This is a genomic window from Pseudomonas kairouanensis (assembly GCF_004682055.1).
Lineage (GTDB): Bacteria > Pseudomonadota > Gammaproteobacteria > Pseudomonadales > Pseudomonadaceae > Aquipseudomonas > Aquipseudomonas kairouanensis.
In genome coordinates this window covers 85,122-104,190 of the sequence record NZ_QUZU01000003.1, presented here as the reverse complement: position 1 = coordinate 104,190, position 19,069 = coordinate 85,122, and the positions used below count along the sequence as shown (strand labels likewise).

General features: G+C 60.3%; 19 protein-coding genes. 13 read left to right on the top strand and 6 right to left on the bottom strand.

Annotated elements, in window-relative coordinates:
• Positions 1–94 precede the first annotated feature (94 nt).
• The 9 genes from DYL59_RS04330 (at position 95) to DYL59_RS04290 (ending at position 7,754) form a co-directional block, all read left to right on the top strand.
• A complete protein-coding gene (locus DYL59_RS04330; protein ID WP_135288057.1) occupies positions 95–1,222 on the top strand; it encodes a branched-chain amino acid ABC transporter substrate-binding protein in 1,128 nt (375 codons plus the stop codon).
• A gap of 229 nt (positions 1,223–1,451) precedes the next feature.
• Positions 1,452–2,375 carry a high-affinity branched-chain amino acid ABC transporter permease LivH gene (gene livH, locus DYL59_RS04325; RefSeq protein ID WP_135288056.1) on the top strand — a complete coding sequence of 308 codons (924 nt, stop codon included), beginning with the start codon at positions 1,452–1,454 and terminating at the stop codon, positions 2,373–2,375.
• Entirely contained in the window at positions 2,372–3,625 is a 1,254-nt protein-coding gene (locus DYL59_RS04320; RefSeq protein ID WP_135288055.1) for a high-affinity branched-chain amino acid ABC transporter permease LivM, read from the top strand. The genes livH and DYL59_RS04320 overlap by 4 nt, the downstream gene beginning before the upstream one ends.
• A complete protein-coding gene (gene livG, locus DYL59_RS04315; RefSeq protein WP_135288054.1) occupies positions 3,622–4,389 on the top strand; it encodes a high-affinity branched-chain amino acid ABC transporter ATP-binding protein LivG in 768 nt (255 codons plus the stop codon). Before DYL59_RS04320 ends, livG begins: the two co-directional genes overlap by 4 nt.
• Before the next feature lies 1 nt (position 4,390).
• Entirely contained in the window at positions 4,391–5,092 is a 702-nt protein-coding gene (locus DYL59_RS04310; RefSeq protein ID WP_135288053.1) for an ABC transporter ATP-binding protein, read from the top strand.
• 226 nt (positions 5,093–5,318) lie between these two features.
• Positions 5,319–5,615 carry a BufA1 family periplasmic bufferin-type metallophore gene (locus DYL59_RS04305; RefSeq protein ID WP_135288052.1) on the top strand — a complete coding sequence of 99 codons (297 nt, stop codon included), beginning with the start codon at positions 5,319–5,321 and terminating at the stop codon, positions 5,613–5,615.
• 23 nt (positions 5,616–5,638) lie between these two features.
• Positions 5,639–6,499: an MNIO family bufferin maturase gene (gene bufB, locus DYL59_RS04300; protein WP_135288051.1), complete on the top strand. Its 861-nt coding sequence runs from the start codon at positions 5,639–5,641 to the stop codon at positions 6,497–6,499.
• Positions 6,496–7,272, top strand: a complete 777-nt coding sequence (locus tag DYL59_RS04295; protein ID WP_135288050.1) for an HvfC/BufC N-terminal domain-containing protein — start codon at positions 6,496–6,498, stop codon at positions 7,270–7,272. Before bufB ends, DYL59_RS04295 begins: the two co-directional genes overlap by 4 nt.
• Positions 7,269–7,754 (top strand): DoxX family protein, encoded by a 486-nt coding sequence (locus DYL59_RS04290; protein WP_135288049.1) that lies wholly within the window; start codon positions 7,269–7,271, stop codon positions 7,752–7,754. The genes DYL59_RS04295 and DYL59_RS04290 overlap by 4 nt, the downstream gene beginning before the upstream one ends.
• Here the strand turns inward: DYL59_RS04290 and DYL59_RS04285 are convergent.
• Positions 7,751–8,659, bottom strand: a complete 909-nt coding sequence (locus tag DYL59_RS04285; protein WP_135288048.1) for a LysR family transcriptional regulator — start codon at positions 8,657–8,659, stop codon at positions 7,751–7,753. The two genes, DYL59_RS04290 and DYL59_RS04285, sit on opposite strands and share 4 nt — an antisense overlap.
• Positions 8,660–8,763: 104 nt before the next feature.
• On the opposite strand from DYL59_RS04285, the gene DYL59_RS04280 reads away from it, so the two are divergent.
• The 3 genes from DYL59_RS04280 (at position 8,764) to DYL59_RS04270 (ending at position 11,850) form a co-directional block, all read left to right on the top strand.
• Positions 8,764–9,363: a short chain dehydrogenase gene (locus tag DYL59_RS04280; RefSeq protein WP_135288047.1), complete on the top strand. Its 600-nt coding sequence runs from the start codon at positions 8,764–8,766 to the stop codon at positions 9,361–9,363.
• Positions 9,364–9,458: 95 nt separating this feature from the next.
• Positions 9,459–10,130 (top strand): COG3650 family protein, encoded by a 672-nt coding sequence (locus DYL59_RS04275; RefSeq protein WP_135288046.1) that lies wholly within the window; start codon positions 9,459–9,461, stop codon positions 10,128–10,130.
• A 106-nt stretch (positions 10,131–10,236) separates the two neighbouring features.
• Positions 10,237–11,850 (top strand): NAD(P)/FAD-dependent oxidoreductase, encoded by a 1,614-nt coding sequence (locus DYL59_RS04270; protein ID WP_135288045.1) that lies wholly within the window; start codon positions 10,237–10,239, stop codon positions 11,848–11,850.
• A 60-nt stretch (positions 11,851–11,910) separates the two neighbouring features.
• Here DYL59_RS04270 and DYL59_RS04265 read toward each other — a convergent pair whose 3' ends face one another.
• The gene (locus DYL59_RS04265; RefSeq protein WP_135288044.1) at positions 11,911–13,005 is read right to left on the bottom strand and encodes a PLP-dependent cysteine synthase family protein; all 1,095 of its coding nucleotides are present in this window, start codon (positions 13,003–13,005) and stop codon (positions 11,911–11,913) included.
• 217 nt (positions 13,006–13,222) lie between these two features.
• Here DYL59_RS04265 and nhaA point away from each other — a divergent pair, with 217 nt between their 5' ends.
• The gene (gene nhaA, locus DYL59_RS04260) at positions 13,223–14,398 is read left to right on the top strand and encodes a Na+/H+ antiporter NhaA (protein WP_135288043.1); all 1,176 of its coding nucleotides are present in this window, start codon (positions 13,223–13,225) and stop codon (positions 14,396–14,398) included.
• A gap of 772 nt (positions 14,399–15,170) precedes the next feature.
• On the opposite strand, the gene DYL59_RS04255 is transcribed toward nhaA, so the two are convergent.
• From DYL59_RS04255 to DYL59_RS04240, 4 genes are all read right to left on the bottom strand, one after another.
• Complete coding sequence (locus DYL59_RS04255) at positions 15,171–15,635, bottom strand: outer membrane lipoprotein (protein WP_003231137.1); 465 nt, start codon at positions 15,633–15,635, stop codon at positions 15,171–15,173.
• A gap of 264 nt (positions 15,636–15,899) precedes the next feature.
• Complete coding sequence (gene pdxH, locus DYL59_RS04250; protein WP_135288042.1) at positions 15,900–16,547, bottom strand: pyridoxamine 5'-phosphate oxidase; 648 nt, start codon at positions 16,545–16,547, stop codon at positions 15,900–15,902.
• A gap of 27 nt (positions 16,548–16,574) precedes the next feature.
• Complete coding sequence (locus DYL59_RS04245; RefSeq protein WP_135288041.1) at positions 16,575–17,702, bottom strand: OmpA family protein; 1,128 nt, start codon at positions 17,700–17,702, stop codon at positions 16,575–16,577.
• Between the two features lie 142 nt (positions 17,703–17,844).
• The gene (locus DYL59_RS04240; RefSeq protein ID WP_135288040.1) at positions 17,845–18,990 is read right to left on the bottom strand and encodes a serine hydrolase domain-containing protein; all 1,146 of its coding nucleotides are present in this window, start codon (positions 18,988–18,990) and stop codon (positions 17,845–17,847) included.
• Positions 18,991–19,069 lie beyond the last annotated feature (79 nt).

The window sequence follows — 19,069 nt, the reverse complement described above, 5'->3', positions numbered from 1 at the left end:
CACGGCCGGGGGGATATTCGAGATATCTGATCCGGTTCTGCTGCTCACAAGGCCGCTAGAACTATAAAAAATACAACACCAAGAGTGGAGCACTATGAATAAGGCTACTAAGCAGATTTCCAAACTGTTTGCCGCTATGGTCCTGGCTGGGGTTGCCGGCCATTCGTTCGCAGCCGACACCATCAAGATCGGCATTGCCGGCCCTAAAACCGGTCCGGTGACGCAATACGGCGACATGCAGTTCATTGGCGCCAAACAAGCGATCAAAGACATCAACGCCAAGGGCGGCGTCGATGGCAAATTGCTCGAAGCCAAGGAATACGATGACGCTTGCGATCCTAAACAAGCCGTTGCCGTAGCCAACAAAGTGGTCAACGATGGCGTCAAGTACGTAATCGGCCACCTCTGCTCCAGCTCCACTCAGCCTGCGTCCGACATCTATGAAGACGAAGGCGTGATCATGATCACCCCAGCTGCCACCAGCCCGGACATCACCGCCCGTGGCTACAAGCTGATCTTCCGCACCATCGGCCTGGACAGCGCCCAGGGCCCTGCGGCCGGCAACTACATTGCCGACCACGTCAAGCCTAAGGTCGTTGCCGTCCTGCACGACAAACAGCAGTACGGTGAAGGCATCGCCACCGCCGTTAAACAGACCCTCGAGAAAAAAGGCACCAAGGTTGCCGTCTTCGAAGGCCTGAACGCCGGTGACAAAGACTTCTCCTCGATCATCCAGAAGCTCAAGCAAGCCAACGTCGACTTCGTCTACTACGGCGGCTACCACCCTGAGCTGGGCCTGATCCTGCGCCAAGCCAAGGAAAAAGGCCTGAACGCCAAGTTCATGGGCCCCGAAGGCGTGGGCAACGACTCCATCTCGCAAATCGCCCAGGGTGCTTCCGAAGGCCTGTTGGTTACCCTGCCCAAGTCGTTCGACGCCGAGCCTGAGAACAAGGCCATCGTTGACGCCATCAAGGCTGACGGCAAGGACCCAAGCGGCCCGTTCGTGTTCCCGGCGTACTCCGCTGTTGAGCTGATCGCCAAAGGCATCGAAGCCGCCAAGAGCGAAGACACCGCCAAAGTGGCCGCCGCCATCCACGCGGGCACCTTCAAGACCCCTACCGGCGATCTGAGCTTTGACGCCAAGGGCGACCTGAAGGACTTCAAATTCGTGGTCTACGAATGGCACTTCGGCAAACCAAAAACCGAAGTTTCCCCTCAGTAAGCCAGGCGTTACTGGTCCAACAAGCCCACTGTGAGAGCAGTGGGCTTTGTTTTACGAGGTTTATGGGCCTGTCACCCGCGATCCGGGCGCTGGCCCACCTGAAAATCTTAAAACCGTCACCAGCGGTTCGCTGGCAAACGCCTTGGGCAAATGTGGTCACAGAACACAGCCCAGTGCCGGAACATGACTCCACCAGTGAAATGCGTATCGGGTTTTTAGGAGCGCTGTAATGCCTGAGATCTATCATTTTTTCCAACAGCTGGTTAATGGCCTGACCATTGGCAGCACCTATGCCTTGATAGCCATTGGCTACACAATGGTTTACGGCATCATTGGAATGATCAACTTCGCCCATGGCGAGGTGTACATGATTGGCTCCTACGTGGCCTTCATCGCCCTTGCCGGGCTGGCCATGATGGGTATCCATTCCCTGCCGCTGTTGATGACCGCTGCGTTTATCGCCTCGATCGTCGTAACCAGTGCCTATGGCTACAGTATCGAACGCGTTGCGTATCGCCCCTTGCGTGGCAGCAACCGTCTGATTCCGTTGATTTCTGCCATCGGCATGTCGATTTTCCTGCAGAACACCGTATTGCTGTCCCAGGACTCCAAGGACAAGTCCATCCCCAACCTGATCCCCGGGAGCTTCACCTTCGGTCCTGGCGGCGCAGAAGAAGTGCTGATTTCCTACATGCAGATCCTGGTCTTCGTTGTCACTCTGGTGGCCATGCTGGGCCTGACCCTGTTCATCTCCCGCTCTCGTCTGGGGCGCGCCTGCCGGGCCTGCGCCGAAGACATCAAGATGGCCAACCTGCTGGGCATCAACACCAACAACATCATCGCCCTGACCTTCGTGATCGGTGCCGCACTGGCTGCCGTCGCGGCGGTGCTGCTGAGCATGCAGTACGGCGTGATCAACCCCAACGCCGGTTTCCTGGTAGGCCTCAAGGCCTTCACTGCGGCGGTCTTGGGCGGCATCGGCAGTATCCCGGGCGCGATGCTCGGTGGCCTGGTGCTGGGTGTGGCCGAAGCGTTCGGCGCCGATATCTTCGGCGACCAATACAAGGACGTCGTGGCGTTCGGCCTCTTGGTTCTGGTGCTGTTGTTCCGTCCGACCGGCATCCTGGGCCGTCCGGAGGTTGAGAAAGTATGAGCAGATATCTTAAATCGGCGTTTTTCAGCGCCTTGCTGGTATGGGCCGTGGCCTTTCCGGTACTCGGCCTCAAGCTGAGCATTGTCGGCATCAACCTGGAAGTGCATGGCACCGGTCCCGTGACCCTCACCATCATTGCCCTGTGCTCGGTGCTGATGTTCCTGCGCGTGCTGTTCAGCGATCAGTTCAGTGCCTTGCTCAAGAGCAACCGTGGCCCGTTGGTATCGCCCAAGGTCAGTCAATTCCTGACCCTGCCGCGCACCCAGCGCTACATCATCATTGGCCTGATCGTGGCCGCGTTGGTCTGGCCGTTCTTCGGCTCGCGCGGCGCAGTCGACATCGCCACCCTGATCCTGATCTACGTGCTGCTGGGCCTGGGCCTGAACATCGTGGTGGGCCTGGCCGGCCTGCTCGACCTGGGTTATGTGGGCTTCTACGCCGTGGGTGCCTATACCTACGCGCTGCTGTCGCACTACCTGGGCTGGAGCTTCTGGATCTGCTTGCCGTTGGCAGGCATGGCGGCGGCGACGTTCGGCTTCCTGCTGGGCTTCCCGGTGCTGCGTTTGCGTGGTGACTACTTGGCCATCGTGACGTTGGGCTTCGGTGAAATCATCCGTCTGTTCCTGCGTAACCTCACCGATATCACCGGCGGCCCCAACGGCATCAGCAGCATTCCCAAGCCGACGTTCTTCGGGCTGTCGTTCGACCGTACCGCCGCAGAAGGCATGCAGACCTTCCACGAATACTTCGGCATCGACTACAACCCGGTGAGCAAAGTGGTGTTCCTGTACCTGGTGGCGCTGCTGCTGGCACTGGCCGCCCTGTTCGTGATCAACCGCCTGCTGCGCATGCCGATTGGCCGTGCATGGGAAGCGCTGCGCGAAGATGAGATCGCCTGCCGTGCCCTGGGCCTGAACCCGACCATCATCAAGCTTTCCGCCTTCACCCTGGGTGCAGCGTTCGCCGGTTTTGCCGGTAGCTTCTTCGCGGCGCGCCAAGGCCTGGTGACGCCGGAGTCATTCACCTTCATCGAGTCGGCGATCATCCTCGCCATCGTGGTACTGGGTGGCATGGGCTCGCAGCTGGGCGTGATCCTGGCAGCCATCGTGATGATCCTGCTGCCGGAAATGATGCGAGAGTTCAGCGAATACCGCATGTTGATGTTCGGCGCCATGATGGTGCTGATGATGATCTGGCGTCCTCAAGGCCTGCTGCCCATGCAACGTCCACACATGGAGCTGCGCAAATGAGCCGCGAGATCCTGAAAGTCGAAAACTTGAGCATGCGCTTCGGCGGCCTGCTGGCGGTCAACGGCGTGGCCCTGACCGTGAAAGAAAAACAAGTGGTTGCGCTGATCGGCCCCAACGGCGCCGGCAAGACCACAGTGTTCAACTGCCTTACCGGTTTCTACAAGCCCAGCGGTGGCAGCATCCTGTTGGACGGCCAGCCGATCCAGGGCCTGGCCGGTCACGAGATCGCCCGCAAGGGCGTGGTGCGCACCTTCCAGAACGTGCGGTTGTTCAAGGACATGACGGCGGTCGAGAACCTGCTGATCGCCCAGCACCGTCACCTGAACACCAACTTCCTGGCGGGCCTGTTCAAGACCCCGGCGTTCCGCAAGAGCGAGCGCGAGGCCATGGAATATGCGGCGTACTGGCTGGACAAGGTCAACCTCACCGAGTTTGCCAACCGCCCGGCCGGCACCCTGGCCTATGGTCAGCAACGTCGCCTGGAAATCGCTCGCTGCATGATGACCCGCCCGCGGATCCTCATGCTCGACGAACCGGCCGCCGGCCTGAACCCCAAGGAAACCGAAGACCTCAAGGCGCTGATCAGCGTGCTGCGTGAGGAGCACAACGTCACGGTGCTGCTGATCGAACACGACATGAAACTGGTCATGAGCATTTCCGACCACATCGTGGTGATCAACCAGGGTACGCCACTGGCCGACGGGTCGCCGGAACAGATCCGCGACAATCCGGAAGTGATCAAAGCCTATTTGGGGGAAGCGTAAAATGCTGCAATTCGAAAACGTTTCCACTTTTTACGGCAAGATCCAGGCCCTGCACAGCGTCAATGTGGAAGTGCGCCAAGGGGAGATCGTTACCCTGATCGGTGCCAACGGCGCCGGTAAATCCACCCTGCTGATGACCCTGTGCGGTTCGCCCCAGGCCTACAGCGGCAGCATCCGCTACATGGGTGAAGAGCTGGTGGGCCAACAGTCGTCCCAAATCATGCGCAAGAGCATTGCGGTGGTGCCGGAAGGCCGTCGCGTGTTCTCACGCCTGACCGTTGAAGAGAACCTCGCCATGGGCGGGTTCTTCACCGACAAGGGCGACTTCCAGGAGCAGATGGACAAGGTGCTGCACCTGTTCCCACGGCTCAAGGAACGCTTCAGCCAGCGCGGTGGCACCATGTCTGGCGGCGAGCAGCAAATGCTCGCCATCGGCAGGGCGCTGATGAGCAAGCCCAAGCTGTTGCTGCTGGACGAACCTTCGCTGGGCTTGGCACCGATCATCATCCAGCAGATCTTCGACATCATCGAACAACTGCGCAAGGACGGTGTCACGGTGTTCCTGGTAGAACAAAACGCCAACCAGGCGCTGAAAATCGCCGACCGTGCCTATGTGTTGGAAAACGGCCGGGTGGTGATGCAGGGGACTGGCGAGCAGTTGCTGACCGATCCGAAAGTGCGCGAGGCGTACTTGGGCGGTTAACCGAATCGGCGCATGAATGTGGGAGGGGGCTTGCTCCCGATGGCGGTGGATCAGTCACAGACAATGAGACTGACACACTGTCATCGGGGGCAAGCCCCCTCCCACATTTGTTTCGTGCCACCTGAATTTATTTTTGATGGGGCTGTAACAGATTCCATCCGACTGCCTCTAGTGGTACAAGCCGGCACTCAAGCCCGCCAACTCAACCCACTGCTGGAGAATCACCATGACCACCAAACTGTCCGCCGCCTCCCTCGTTTTGGCCCTGGGTTCGGCCCTGAGCCTGTCCTCCCTGACCACCACCGCCCACGCCGCCGACGACATGCAAAAATGCTTCGGCGTCGCCGAAGCCGGCAAGAACGATTGCGCAGCAGGCGCTGGCACTTCCTGCGCCGGCACCTCGAAAACCAAAGACCAGGCCAACGCCTGGAAACTGGTCCCCGCCGGCACTTGCACCAACACCCCAAGCACCACCTCGCCGACCGGTTTCGGCCAAGAAGCGGCCTTCACCGCCAAGTCCTGATACCTCACTCAGCCTGAGCACTGATGATGACACTTTCATCCCCACAGGCGCCCGGCCTCCCACGCCGGGCAGGGCTGGGCCTCAAGCACGAGCACTTCAGCGAAGTGCTCGACACCTCCCCATACATCGGTTTTTTTGAAGTGCACGCCGAAAACTACATGGTGGCCGGCGGCCCGTTTCATCACTACCTGGGGTTGATCCGCGAACAGTACCCGCTGTCCATGCACGGCGTAGGCCTGTCCATTGGCGGCGAAGGTCCACTGGACCGTGAACACCTGGCACGCTTGGCCAGGCTGATCGAGCGCTATCAACCCCACGCCTTTTCCGAACACCTGGCGTGGTCCAGCCACGGCCCGGTGTTCCTCAATGACCTGCTGCCACTGGCTTACGACAGTGCCACCCTGCAACGAGTATGCGAACACGTTGACCAGGTGCAGCACACCCTCAAGCGGCCAATGTTGCTGGAGAACCCATCGACCTACCTGCAATGGCAGCGCTCCACGCTGGACGAGACCGACTTCATCAGCGAGATCATCCGGCGCACCGGCTGTGGCCTGCTGCTGGATGTGAACAACGTCTACGTGTCGTGCATCAACCACCGGCGTGATCCCCATGCCTATATCGATGCCCTGCCCTTGCATGCCGTGGGTGAGATTCATCTGGCGGGCTTTGCCGAAGACACCGACAGCCTCGGCGACCGCCTGCTGATCGATGACCACGGTGCCGCCGTCGATAACGCCGTGTGGCAGCTGTATGAACACCTGCTCGCACACACCGGGCCGGTGGCGACGCTGATCGAACGGGACAATCAGCTGCCCGCTTTCAACGTGCTGCTCGCGGAAGCTGAGCACGCCGACTGGCATTTACGGCAGGTACGCCCATGAGCCTTCACGACGCGTTTGCCAAGGCCCTCCTGGCCCCCGACCTGCCCTGTCCCGACGGCCTGTTCAGCACGAACGGCGCCGACCCAGCCAGCCGTTTCGCGGTGTATCGCAACAACGTATACAGCGCGTTGATCAATGCGTTGGCCACTGCCTATCCCGTGACCCTGCAACTGGTGGGCGATGATTTTTTCCGTGCCATGGCCAGCCTTTACATCCAAGCGCACCCGCCTGCCGGCCCGTTGATCAGCGAGTACGGCAACACCTTGGCCGAGTTCATCCAAGGCTTTGAGCCTGCGGCCAGCGTGCCCTACCTGGCGGACGTCGCACGGCTGGAGCGCTTGCGGGTACGCGCCTATCACGCCGCTGATTGCCAGCCGCTGGACCAACACGCCCTACTCCAGGCCCTGCAAGGCCAAACCGACCTGGGACGGCTGCGCCTGCAACTGGCCCCTTCGCTGGGCACGCTGGATTCTCCGTATGCCGTGGTCGCCGTGTGGGCAGCCCATCAGATCGAAGGCGGCTTGGCCACCCTCAACCGCTGGCATGCCCAGGGTGCACTGGTGCTGCGCCAAGGCCTGGCGGTCAAGGTGTTCGCCATCGACAGTGGCTCGGTGGTCTTTATCAATTGCCTGGGCCGGGGAACGACATTGGAACAGGCCGTGGAGCAAGCGCTGGCCGCCGCCCCCGAATTCGACCTGCACCAATGCCTCACCCTGCTGATCAGCTACAACGCCATCACTCATCTGCACACAGAACAAAAGGTAGTGCCATGAACACTTTCGCACCGTGCCTGGTAAAACGGGCCATTCAGCTTTTTGAGCAAATCCCCTACAGCCTGATCGCCTTTGTCGCACGCTTTTCCATCGCCGCCGTGTTCTGGAAATCCGGGCAGACCAAGATCGAAGGCTTTGCCGTGGACCTGATCAGCGGCACTTTCCAACTGGGGGAGCCTCGGCTCGCGGCTTCGACCCTGCCGCTGTTTCGCAGTGAATACCACGTGCCGTTGCTGTCACCGGAAGTGGCGGCGTATCTGGCGGCGTTTGCCGAGCATTTTTTCCCGGTATTGATCCTGGTGGGATTGGCCACGCGCTTTTCGGCCTTGGCGCTGATCGGCATGACCTTGGTGATTCAACTGTTCGTCTATCCGGATGCCTACCCCACCCACGGCACCTGGATTGCCTTGCTGCTGTTGTTGGTGGCCAAAGGGCCTGGAGGCCTGTCCATCGACCACCTGATCGCCCGCCGCTACCGCTAAAGCCGATCGAGGGCTTCGCCGCTGCGCTTGAACCACTGCACCAGGTAATCGGCCAGCACCTGGGTACGACGCGGCAGGCCACCCAGGTAGGGATGAACCAGGTACATCGGCATGCTCCGCGTCTGGTAATCGCGCAGGAGCCAGCGCAATCGGCCGTCAGCCAGTTCCGCATGAAGCACGTAGGAAGGCAGACGCGCGATGCCGGCGCCCACCAGTGCAGCCTTTTTCAGCAGGTTGTAGTGGTTGGAGGCAAAAGTGCCGCTGACCCGCACCCGCAGCAACTCATGCTGTTGGTGGTACAGCCACTCTTCGCGACCGCTGTAGTGGCTGTTGAGCAGGCAGCTGTGCGCCACCAGCTCCGCCGGGGTCTGCGGCTCGCCGTATTGCTTTAGGTAGGCCGGGCTGGCGCAGGTCATTTCGTGCCAGGCCAGCAGCGGCTTGGCCACCAGGCGCTCGTTTTCAATCGCCCCTGAGCGAACCCCCAGGTCAAAGCCGTCCCGCGCCAGGTCCCGGTAGCTGTTGTTCAACTCCAGTTCGATCTGCACCTGCGGGTATTGCTTGGAAAACTCCAGCAACAGGCCATCAAAGAAGGTTTCTCCCAGAGACACCGGAACCGTCATACGCACAGGTCCGGACAAATCGTCCTTGAGCCGGGCCAATGCCTGACGCGCTCGATCCACTTGTACCACCAATGCCTGGGCCTGTGGCAGCAGCGCCGCACCGGCAGCGGTGAGACTGAGCTTGCGGGTGGTGCGGTGCAGCAATACCACGCCGAACTGCGCTTCGAGCTGGCTGATGCGCTTGGACAGCTGGCCCTTGCTGCAGCCCAATTGTTCGGCGGCCAGGGTAAAACTGCCGGCTTCGATCAGTACGGCGAAGGCCGCCAGATCATCCATCTCGCTCATGGATTGTTTCCATTTGAAAACCAAAGGTTGCTTATTAGCACGTTTATTCAGCAAAAAAGCCACTCTAGACTGAACCCTCACTAACCCCTCTGGAGACACGCACCATGAAAATCCTGTTGATTGGCGCCAGCGGCACCGTCGGTTCAAAGGTCAAGGCAGAACTGGCACAGCGTCATGAAGTGATCAGCATCGGTCGCAGCAGCGGCGACTTCCAAGTGGATATCAGCGACAGCGCCTCGATCCGCCAACTGTTTGAACAGACCGGCAAGTTCGACGCCCTGGTCTGCGCGGCGGGCAGCGTGAACTTTGTGGCACTGGGCGAGATGAGCGAAAGCGACTTTGAGCTGGGCCTGCGGGACAAGCTGATGGGCCAGGTCAACCTGCTGCTGATTGGCCAGGCGTACGCCAACGACGGCGCCTCATTCACCTTCACCAGCGGCATTCTCAACCGTGACCCCATTCGTACCGGCGCGTCGGCGGCCCTGGTCAACGGTGCAATCGATGCCTTTGTCAAAGCGGCCGCGATTGAATTGCCACGGGGCCTGCGGGTCAACTCGGTGAGCGCGAATGTATTGGTTGAAGCCATGGACAGCTATGCGCCGTATTTCCGTGGCTACAAACCCGTGCCGGGTGCCGATGTGGCATTGGCCTACGCCAAAAGCGTAGAGGGCTTGCAGACCGGCCAGACTTTCATCGTCGGCTAAATCCTGCGTCCGTAAGAATTGCCTGAAGCTGGCCGGTGGGGTTGTGATGCACCGCCAGCCTGCGTAACGTGGCGGCACTTGTCTGGAGACCCCCTATGCGTGCCGCCCGTACCCTTGCCTTGTTTGCACTGCTGCCCCTGTTCACCGCCTGCCAGATGTTCGAGAGCGAGCCGGCCAAGCCTTCGCTGGCAGGGCTTACGCGCATGCAAGGCGAACTCACGGCGGTGGGCGGCAAGCTGTTGTTCCAGCCGTGCAGCGACCAGCGCAACTACGTGGTCAACGACACCGGCGGCACCAATATCCTGCAGGAGGCCGCCTCCCTCGCCGGCCAGCAAGGCGCATTGTTTGCCGACCTGCGCGGCAAGTTCTCCGGCGTCGCCACCGGCACCCAGGGCTCGGTGGACCTGCAACAACTCTATCGTGTAGAACGCTCGACCTCGGCCTGCGACGACCCGGACTTCAAGCGCATGATCCTGCGGGCCAACGGCCACAAGCCGGCCTGGGCGATGAATGTCACCGCCAAGGGCATGGTGCTGGAGCGCGAAGGCCAGCCGCCGTTGGCGGTGCCGTATGTGGAAGAGCAAATCGGTGAAGGCCGCTTCAACCTGATGACCGAAGCCAACAATCAGCACGTCGAGCTATGGGTAGCCCCGCAACGCTGCGTGGACAGCGCCAGCGGCAGCCTGCAACACATGACCGCCGAGTTGCGGGTCAATGGCCAGGTCCAGCGTGGTTGCGCGTCGTTCGGCGGCTCACGCGACGACTGACGGCGCCCTGCGCTGTTTTAATATGACGGGAAACCGCCATTGGGGCTTATAATCGCCGGTTTGCAAAACAGCCGGCCTCTTTGCCCGCCGCCTACCGGATCCCGTCATGTTACGAATCACCGAACTCAAGCTGCCCATCGACCATCCCGAAGAAGACCTGCGGCCTGCCATCGTGCAGCGCCTGGGCGTCGCCAGTGATGACCTGCTCGATTTCACCCTGTTCAAACGCAGCTACGACGCGCGCAAGAAATCCTCGGAGCTGTGCTTCATCTACACCATCGACTTGAACGTAAAGGGCGAGGCCGCCCTGCTGAACAAGTTCGCCGATGACCGCAACATCAACCCGGCACCGGATGTCAGCTACAAAGTGGTTGGCCAGGCGCCGGAAGGTCTTGTGCAACGTCCAATCGTGGTGGGTTTTGGCCCCTGCGGGATCTTCGCCGGGTTGTTGCTGGCGCAGATGGGCTTCAAGCCGATCATCCTGGAGCGCGGCAAGGAAGTGCGCCAGCGCACCAAGGACACCTGGGGCCTGTGGCGCAAAAGCGTGCTCAACCCTGAGTCCAACGTGCAGTTCGGTGAAGGCGGCGCCGGGACCTTTTCCGATGGCAAGCTGTACAGCCAGATCAAGGACCCCAAGTTCCACGGCCGCAAAGTTCTGCATGAGTTTGTGAAAGCCGGCGCGCCGGAAGAAATCCTCTACGTCAGCAAACCGCACATCGGTACCTTCCGCCTGACCGGTGTGGTGGAAAACATGCGCGAGCAGATCATCGCCCTTGGCGGTGAAGTGCGCTTCGAACAGCGCGTCACCGACGTGCTGATCGAAGACGGCCAACTCAATGGCGTCGTTGTGGATGGCGGCGAACAGATCCTGTCCAAGCATGTGATCCTGGCCCTGGGCCACAGCGCCCGCGACACCTTCCGCATGCTCCACGGCCGTGGCGTGTACATGGAAGCCAAGCCGTTCTCGGTGGGTTTCCGTATCGAACACCCGCAATCGCTGATCGACGCTGCGCGCCTGGGCAAATACGCCGGGCACCCCAAGCTTGGCGCCGCCGACTACAAGTTGGTACACCACGCCAAAAACGGTCGTTCGGTCTACAGCTTCTGCATGTGCCCTGGCGGCACCGTGGTGGCGGCCACTTCCGAGCCGAACCGCGTGGTCACCAATGGCATGAGCCAATACTCGCGTAACGAGCGCAACGCCAACTCCGGCATTGTGGTTGGCATCACCCCTGAGGTGGATTACCCAGGTGGCCCGCTGGCCGGTATCGAGCTGCAGGAACGCCTGGAGTCCCACGCCTACATCCTTGGCGGCAGCAACTACGAAGCCCCGGCACAACTGGTGGGTGACTTCATCGCGGGCAAACCGTCCACGGCCATTGGCAGCGTGGAGCCGTCCTACAAGCCGGGCGTAGCCCTGGGTGACCTGGCCCTGGCCTTGCCGGACTTCGCCATCGAGGCGATCCGTGAAGCGCTGCCGGCGTTCGAGAAGCAGATCAAGGGTTACTCGCTGCACGATGCAGTGTTGACCGGCATCGAGACGCGCACGTCGTCGCCACTGCGCATTACCCGTGACGCGTCGATGCAGAGCCTGAATGTCAAAGGCCTGTTCCCGGCCGGTGAAGGCGCCGGTTATGCCGGTGGGATTCTGTCGGCGGGTGTGGACGGTATTCGGATTGCCGAAGCGTTGGCGCGGGATATGTTGGGCATCGAGGCCTAAAAGCGCATGGGTCCAAATGTGGGTGGGGCTTGCCTCCTCCCACATTGGTTTTAGGTGCGGTCAGATATTTGCGCGCAAGACTGTCTGCGGCAGCGGCTCGCCACGCTCCACGCTCGCCGCGACGGCCGCAATGAGAGCGTCCAACTCATAGCCTTGCGCGGCCAGCCACGCCTGATCGTAATAAGTCGTCGCATACCGCTCGCCCCCATCACACAAGATCGCCACGATCGACCCCGACTCCCCCGCCGCGTTCATCTGCTGCGCCGCCACCAACGCCCCTATCAGGTTGGTCCCGCTGGAACCGCCAACCCGCCGCCCCAAACGCCCGGCCAGGTAATGCATGGCCGCCAGCGACAGCGCGTCCGGCACCTTGACCATCGCATCGATAACCTTGGGCAGGAATGACGCCTCCACCCGTGGCCGGCCGATGCCTTCTATGCGCGAGCCACAGTCCAGCCGTAGGCTGGCGTCGCCACTTTGGTAGAAATCGAAAAACACTGAGCGCTCGGCATCGGCGCAAAGCACGCGAGTGCTGTGCTGGCGATAGCGCACATACCGACCCAGGGTCGCAGTGGTGCCGCCGGTGCCGGGGCTGGAGATCAGCCAGTTGGGCTCCGGATAGTGTTCAAAGCGCATCTGCTGGAAGATCGATTCGGCGATGTTGTTGTTCGCCCGCCAGTCGGTGGCGCGTTCGGCGTAGGTGAACTGGTCCATGAAATGACCACCGCTTTCCTGCGCCAGACGTTCGGATTCGGCATAGATCTGCGTCGGATCTTGTACCAGGTGGCTCTTGCCGCCATAGAAGGCGATCTGCGCGATCTTCTCCTGGGAGGTGGTGGCGGGCATTACGGCAATGAACGGCAGGCCGAGCATGCGCGCAAAGTAGGCTTCGGAAATCGCGGTGGAGCCACTGGAGGCCTCGATCACCGGCGCACCCGGCTTGAGCCAGCCATTGCACAGCGCATACAGGAACAACGAGCGCGCCAGCCGATGCTTGAGGCTGCCGGTGGGGTGGCTGGACTCATCCTTGAAGTACAACGCGATACCCGGCAAGCCCTGCAACGGCAAGGGAATCAGGTGGGTGTCGGCACTGCGCTGGAAGTCCGCTTCGATGATGCGAATGGCTTCGCGGGCCCAGGGGCGGTGGTCGCTCATGACGGGAATCTCTAAGGGTTTTCAGCACCAATCTTAGGAGGTTTCCTACACTCCACACAGATACAGTAACGACTCAATTGGACACACAATCACGCGGCGTGAAAACGGCGTTGGCGGCCTCCTCCGCTTATAACAAATAAGAATATAACTTTTGTTTTAACAACTAACGGTACGGGTTAGGGTACCCACCTATTGAACCTTGATTGGAGAGCATCCCTTGCCTCTGCGTAGCACTTTCACCCGTTTCTTCCAGCTGGAAGCGGCCAGCGGCCTGTTGTTGATCGCGGCTGCCGCTCTAGCGTTGATCATCAACAACTCACCGTTGTCGCACCTGTACAACGCCTTTCTTGAGGTACCGGTGGTGGCACAGGTTGGCGCGTTGATAATCGCCAAGCCCGCCCTGCTCTGGATCAACGACGGCCTGATGGCCCTGTTCTTCCTGCTGATCGGCCTGGAGGTCAAGCGCGAGTTGCTCGACGGCCACCTGTCCAAGCCTTCCCAGGTGGTGCTGCCGGGAGCGGCGGCCATCGGCGGCATGGTGGTGCCGGCACTGATCTACTGGGCAATCAACAAGGATTACCCCGCCGCGCTGTCCGGCTGGGCGATCCCCATGGCCACCGACATCGCCTTCGCCCTCGGCGTGCTGGCCCTGTTGGGCAAGCGTGTGCCGGTGTCGTTGAAGCTGTTTTTGATGACCCTGGCCATCATCGATGACCTGGGGGCGATCATCGTCATTGCCCTGTTCTATTCCGCCGACCTGTCCGGGGCCTCCCTGGCAGGCGCGGGCCTGTGCTTGATTGCATTGATCGCCATGAACCGCCTGGGAGTGATCAAGCTCGGGCCGTACCTGATCATCGGCCTGATCCTGTGGGTGTGCGTACTCAAGAGCGGCGTGCATGCCACCCTGGCCGGTGTGACCCTGGCATTTTGCATCCCGCTGCGTACCAAGAACGCCGAGCCGTCGCCATTGATGACCCTGGAACACGCCCTGCATCCGTGGGTGGCCTACGGCATCCTGCCGCTGTTTGCCTTCGCCAACGCCGGTGTGTCCTTGGCCGGGGTCAGCCTGGAAAGCTTCACCCACCATGTGCCGATGGGCATTGCCACCGGCCTGCTGGTGGGCAAGACCATCGGCGTGTTCGGCCTCACCTGGTTCGCCGTCAAGACCGGCCTCGCCGCCCTGCCCTCCGGCGCCAATTGGGGCCAGGTATTCGGCGTGGCGATCCTGTGCGGCATCGGCTTTACCATGAGCCTGTTTGTCGGCTCCCTGGCGTTTGTACCGGGCGCCAGTGAGTTTGCAGGGGAGGATCGCATGGGGATTCTGACCGGGTCGATATTGGCGGCGTGTATTGGGTATGCGGTGACGGCGATGGCGAGTCGCAAGAAAGCTTGAAGACACCGCTCCAAAAACCAAAAAGCCCCCCTCGGTTTGAACCGAAGGGGGCTCCACCTCTCAGACCTTATAGGTCATCAAAGCTGTCCCGTAGGAACTTCCATACGTGATAAGCACGCAGGCAGTTCACTACGAGGTTCCACGTACGTCGTGCAAACTTAGACATACTCGGCCCTCCGTGAGTTGGGCCATACCTCCAGCGCACTTACCGGAACACGTGGGCCTTCGGATGCTGTCACCGCGTCCTTTGAGGTGGCTGGGTTGATGGGCCTCCCGCATGAATCCGGCACGGATTACTAGCCCGTGGCGGTCGGTCCAAAACCTTCGACACTGACCCGGCCAACCTACAAAGCAACGAACGTGGAACGGTGTGGATACTAACTGAGCACTCGACTTGAAGGTGTAACCGCGCGCAATCGAGTTCGTGGATAACTCTAGAGTTTTATGTCAATTTTTTGCGGAATGTACCGAAAAATAAAACTGTTATACATACCGACCACCGCTCATCGCAGTACCTTGCAAGCCAGCGTACTCGACAGTAGTATTTCCCCCATGTCATCGCGTCCTGTGAGTATGCAAGCCGGTTTAAAACCAGGCAGGCAATAAAAAACCGCCCTACTAAGGCGGTTTTTTATTGCCTGCCTTTTATTTCGAACTTCCACTCTCCAGTCATTAGAATTCGGGCGAGGCTCCCACTGCTTTAACCTTTTGAAATCGACAAAAAACCCCAACCGGTCACCCGGTTGGGGTTTTTTGTTTCTACACCCGGCGTTTAACGCGTAACGCGGCTGGTACCGTCAACGGTCATGATGCGCACACGGTCGCCAATGCGGAAGATTTCATTCTCCTGCACCGCCTGTACGTAGGCGCGCGTGCTGCCGTCGTCTTCGCGAACGGTGATTTCTACGCCTTGGGTGCGGGTCAGGCCTTCTTCGGTGGCCGAGCCCAGCAGGCCGCCGGCGACGGCGCCGATCACTGCCGTCACGATGCTGCCGCGGCCGCCGCCGATGGCGCTGCCGCCAACGCCGCCGATAACGGCACCGGCAGCGCCGCCGATTGGGGTCTTGGTGCCTTCGATTTTCACCGGACGCAGGGATTCAATGGTGCCCATGCGCACGGTCTGCACACGACGCGCTTCATCACGGGAATACGAGTCGCCGGTCAGACTCGAGGCGCAGCCACCCAGCAACAATGACAGGGTGGTAAAGCAGGCAACCAGTAAAACGGACTTACGCATAGCATCAACTCCAAAGGACAGGGGTTCATTAAACGCTGCAGGTTGGCGCCTGTCACGGCCAGCACGGCAGAAATCTGTTTTCATTCAGCCTTAGTACAGACTGCCAGTACCCGAAAACTCGACCAACGGTATCTCAGCTTTTGTGCCAAGAGATGTCATGACGGTTTCTTCATTGTAGCCGCACAGCCGCCTGCGACCGAAGCCTCTTGAATAGAGACGTCGGCGCACAGGGCAACATTCAGGTTAAACGACGAAAGGTGCGACTCAGGGCGCCAGGCGCTCGCGGGTCCATTCGGTATCTTGCAGGCGGTAGTTCAGACGGTCGTGCAGGCGGCTGGCGCGGCCTTGCCAGAACTCGATGCGCTCCGGCAGCAGGCGATAGCCACCCCAGTGTTCTGGGCAGCCCGGCTGCGTATCGCAAAAGCGCTGTTCAGTGGCCTTGAGCAGGTCCTGCAGTTCTTCACGATCACGAATGACCTTGCTCTGCGGTGATGCCCACGCCCCCAGACGGCTACCCAGTGGGCGAACCTGATAGTAAGCATCCGACTCTTCAGGCGTGACCTTGACCACCCGCCCCTCGATACGCACTTGGCGCTCCAAGGTCGGCCAGAAAAAGGTCATGGCCGCGAAGGGCCGTGCCGCCAGTTGTTCGCCCTTGGCGCTCTGGTAGTTGGTGAAGAAGGTAAAGCCCTGCGCATCCAAGCCCTTGAGCAGCAGGATGCGGCAGTGCGGACGCCCGTCCTGGTCGACGGTGGCCAAGGTCATGGCATTGGCCTCCACCGGCGGCTGCTCGGTTTTCACCGCGTCACCGAACCATTGGTGGAACAACGCAAACGGTTCGCTCGGAGCCTGGGCCTCGCTCAAACCATCCCGTGTGTAGTCTCGGCGCATATCGGCCAGGGCCTGGGTCATGCAGCTTTATCCTTCTGGTTCAACGGATCAGTTTTTCGCCTGGTCGTTCGCCGGTGCAGCGGCCTTGGCTTTAACCGCAGCCGGTTTCTTGGCAGCAGGCTTGGCCGGGGCCTTTTTGGCGGCTGGTTTGGCAGCAGCTTTCTTGGCAACGGGTGCCTTTTTCGCAGGGGCTTTGGCAGCAGCAGGCGCCGGTGCCGGAGCATTCTGCACGGCAACCATCTCAGCCACAGGCGGAGTCTTGCCCGAGTTGTACTTGCTCAACAGGGCCAACATAGTTGTACGCTGAGTGAACATAATTTCCATGCGACGGTTCAGCGCACGGCCCTGGGTGCTGTCGTTGGCGGCACGCGGCATCAAGTCGCCCATGCCACGCAGCATCAGGCGGTCTTGCTTCAGGCCGCTGAGGCTGAAGATGGACGCGATGGATTGCGCACGCTCCTTGCTCAACGCCTGGCTCGCAGGCGCGGTACCCGTGGCATCCACATGGCCCAGTACCAATACGGCAGTCTTGGGATCGGCTTCAACCGCCTTGGCAACACGGGTGAACGGACCCAAGGTGACCGGCAACAGCATCGCCGGGCGCTTAGGGTTGTAGGAGCCGTCTACCGGCGCGATCACCACCAATACGTTGTCACGGCGTTCCAGCTGCAGGTTGCTGTCCTTGATGGCAGCACGCAGGCGTGGCTCGTAGTCGTCGAGCCAGGCTTGGGTAATTTTCGGGTCAGGCATCGGCACGTTGGTCACATCGACCTTGGCCAGTGGCTTTGGCTTGCTTTCGAACGGCCACCACCAGTGAGTTTCGCTGTCGGTTTTGGCGACGGCAGCGGCATCAGGTGCTGGCGTGGCGGCCTTGAGATCGGCTTTCAAATCGGCCTTGGCGTCGGCAGCCTTGTCGTCAGCGCTTTTGGAGGAGAACGGCCACCAGCTGGAGCCGGTATCAGCCTTGGCAGCAGGCGCGGCAGCGGCGGCTACGGGTGAGGCAGGCTTGGCACCAGCGGCAGGCTTGGCGTCGGTTTGAGCGACTGCGTCCTTGGTCGCCGCCTTGTCGGATCCAAATGACCACCAATGCCCGCCATCGGCATCATTTTGTGGAGTTTGTGCGCAGCCAGTAATGGTGAGGCAAAGCGCCAGTGCCAAGGACTTGTTCGATAACATGATATATCCACAAAATGAGAAAAACCGGAGGGCCTGGATGACCCGTTAAACAGACGCTTGAAGGAGAATAAAGTTACAACTTTTCCTACAGCACCTTCTTATAGTTGCCTTTGTAACAAAAAAACGTGAAACAGCAAGGGGTTTACAGACAACCGGCCAATATTCCGACCAACTTCTGTGCGCGTGGGTCCATAAGTACATAAGGGCCCAATGTATTAGTCACGAAACCAAACGCTACATCATGCTCCGGGTCGGCAAACCCCACCGAACCACCTGCCCCAGGGTGACCAAACGCACGCGGGCCAAGGCCGAACGTGGCATTGGGCAGTTGCGGTTGATCCAACATGCAACCCAGGCCAAAACGGGTTTGTGTCAACAATGTTTTATCCGGCCCGATACTGTGCTCACGGGTCAATTGTTCGAGCATGTCGGCTTCGAGCAAACTTCCGTCCAACAACCCGCTATAAAAACCCGCCAGGCTGCGTGCATTACCGTGGCCATTTGCCGCTGGCTGCTGCATGCGTCGCCATTCGGGCTTATTAGTGCTGGTCAGAATAGACGGTGGATTGGCAAATGCTCGTGTAGTCATCGCCGTCGGCTCACGCATCATTACTTGCAATAACCGTTGTGCGGCTTCATCACCCATATTGCCTTTGCTGCGCGCTATATGGGCGACGCGATAAAACTCTTCATCAGCCAAACCTACGTGAAAGTCCAGCCCGAGCGGCCGTGCAACCCGCGCCACGATCGATTCTCCCGGGCCACGACCATCGGCGCGACGCAGCAGTTCACCCACCAGCCAGCCATAGGTGATGGCCTCGTAGCCATGGCCCTGGCCCGGCGTCCACCACGGCGCTTCGGCGGCCAGGGTGTCGACCATCAACTGCCAGTCGTACAGGGCTTCGGTGGGCAGCATTTCACGAATCGCCGGCAGCCCGGCCTGATGGCAGAGCAACTGGCGCAGGGTGATGGTTTCTTTCCCGGCGGCGGCAAATTCCGGCCAGTATTTGGCAACCGGAGCATCCAGTTGCAGCTTGCCTTCGGCCACCAGTTGCAGGGCCGTGACGGCGGTAAAGGTCTTGGTGCAAGAGAACAGGTTGACGATGGTGTCGCTGTGCCAGGCCTCGGCGCCGTCCTTATCGGCGGTGCCCGCCCACAGATCGACCACGGTTTGGCCACCGATCTGGATGCAGAGCCCGGCGCCACGCTCTTGCGGGTCATCGAACAACGCGGCAAAAGCTTCGCGTACCGCTTCGAACTGGAGTTCGTAATGACCCTGAATCTGCACCGGACGCCCTCAGAAAAAACGCTAAAAAGTGGCGGACATTGTTCCAGCCCTTGTAGGATTTGTGAACCCGTCACCCCTT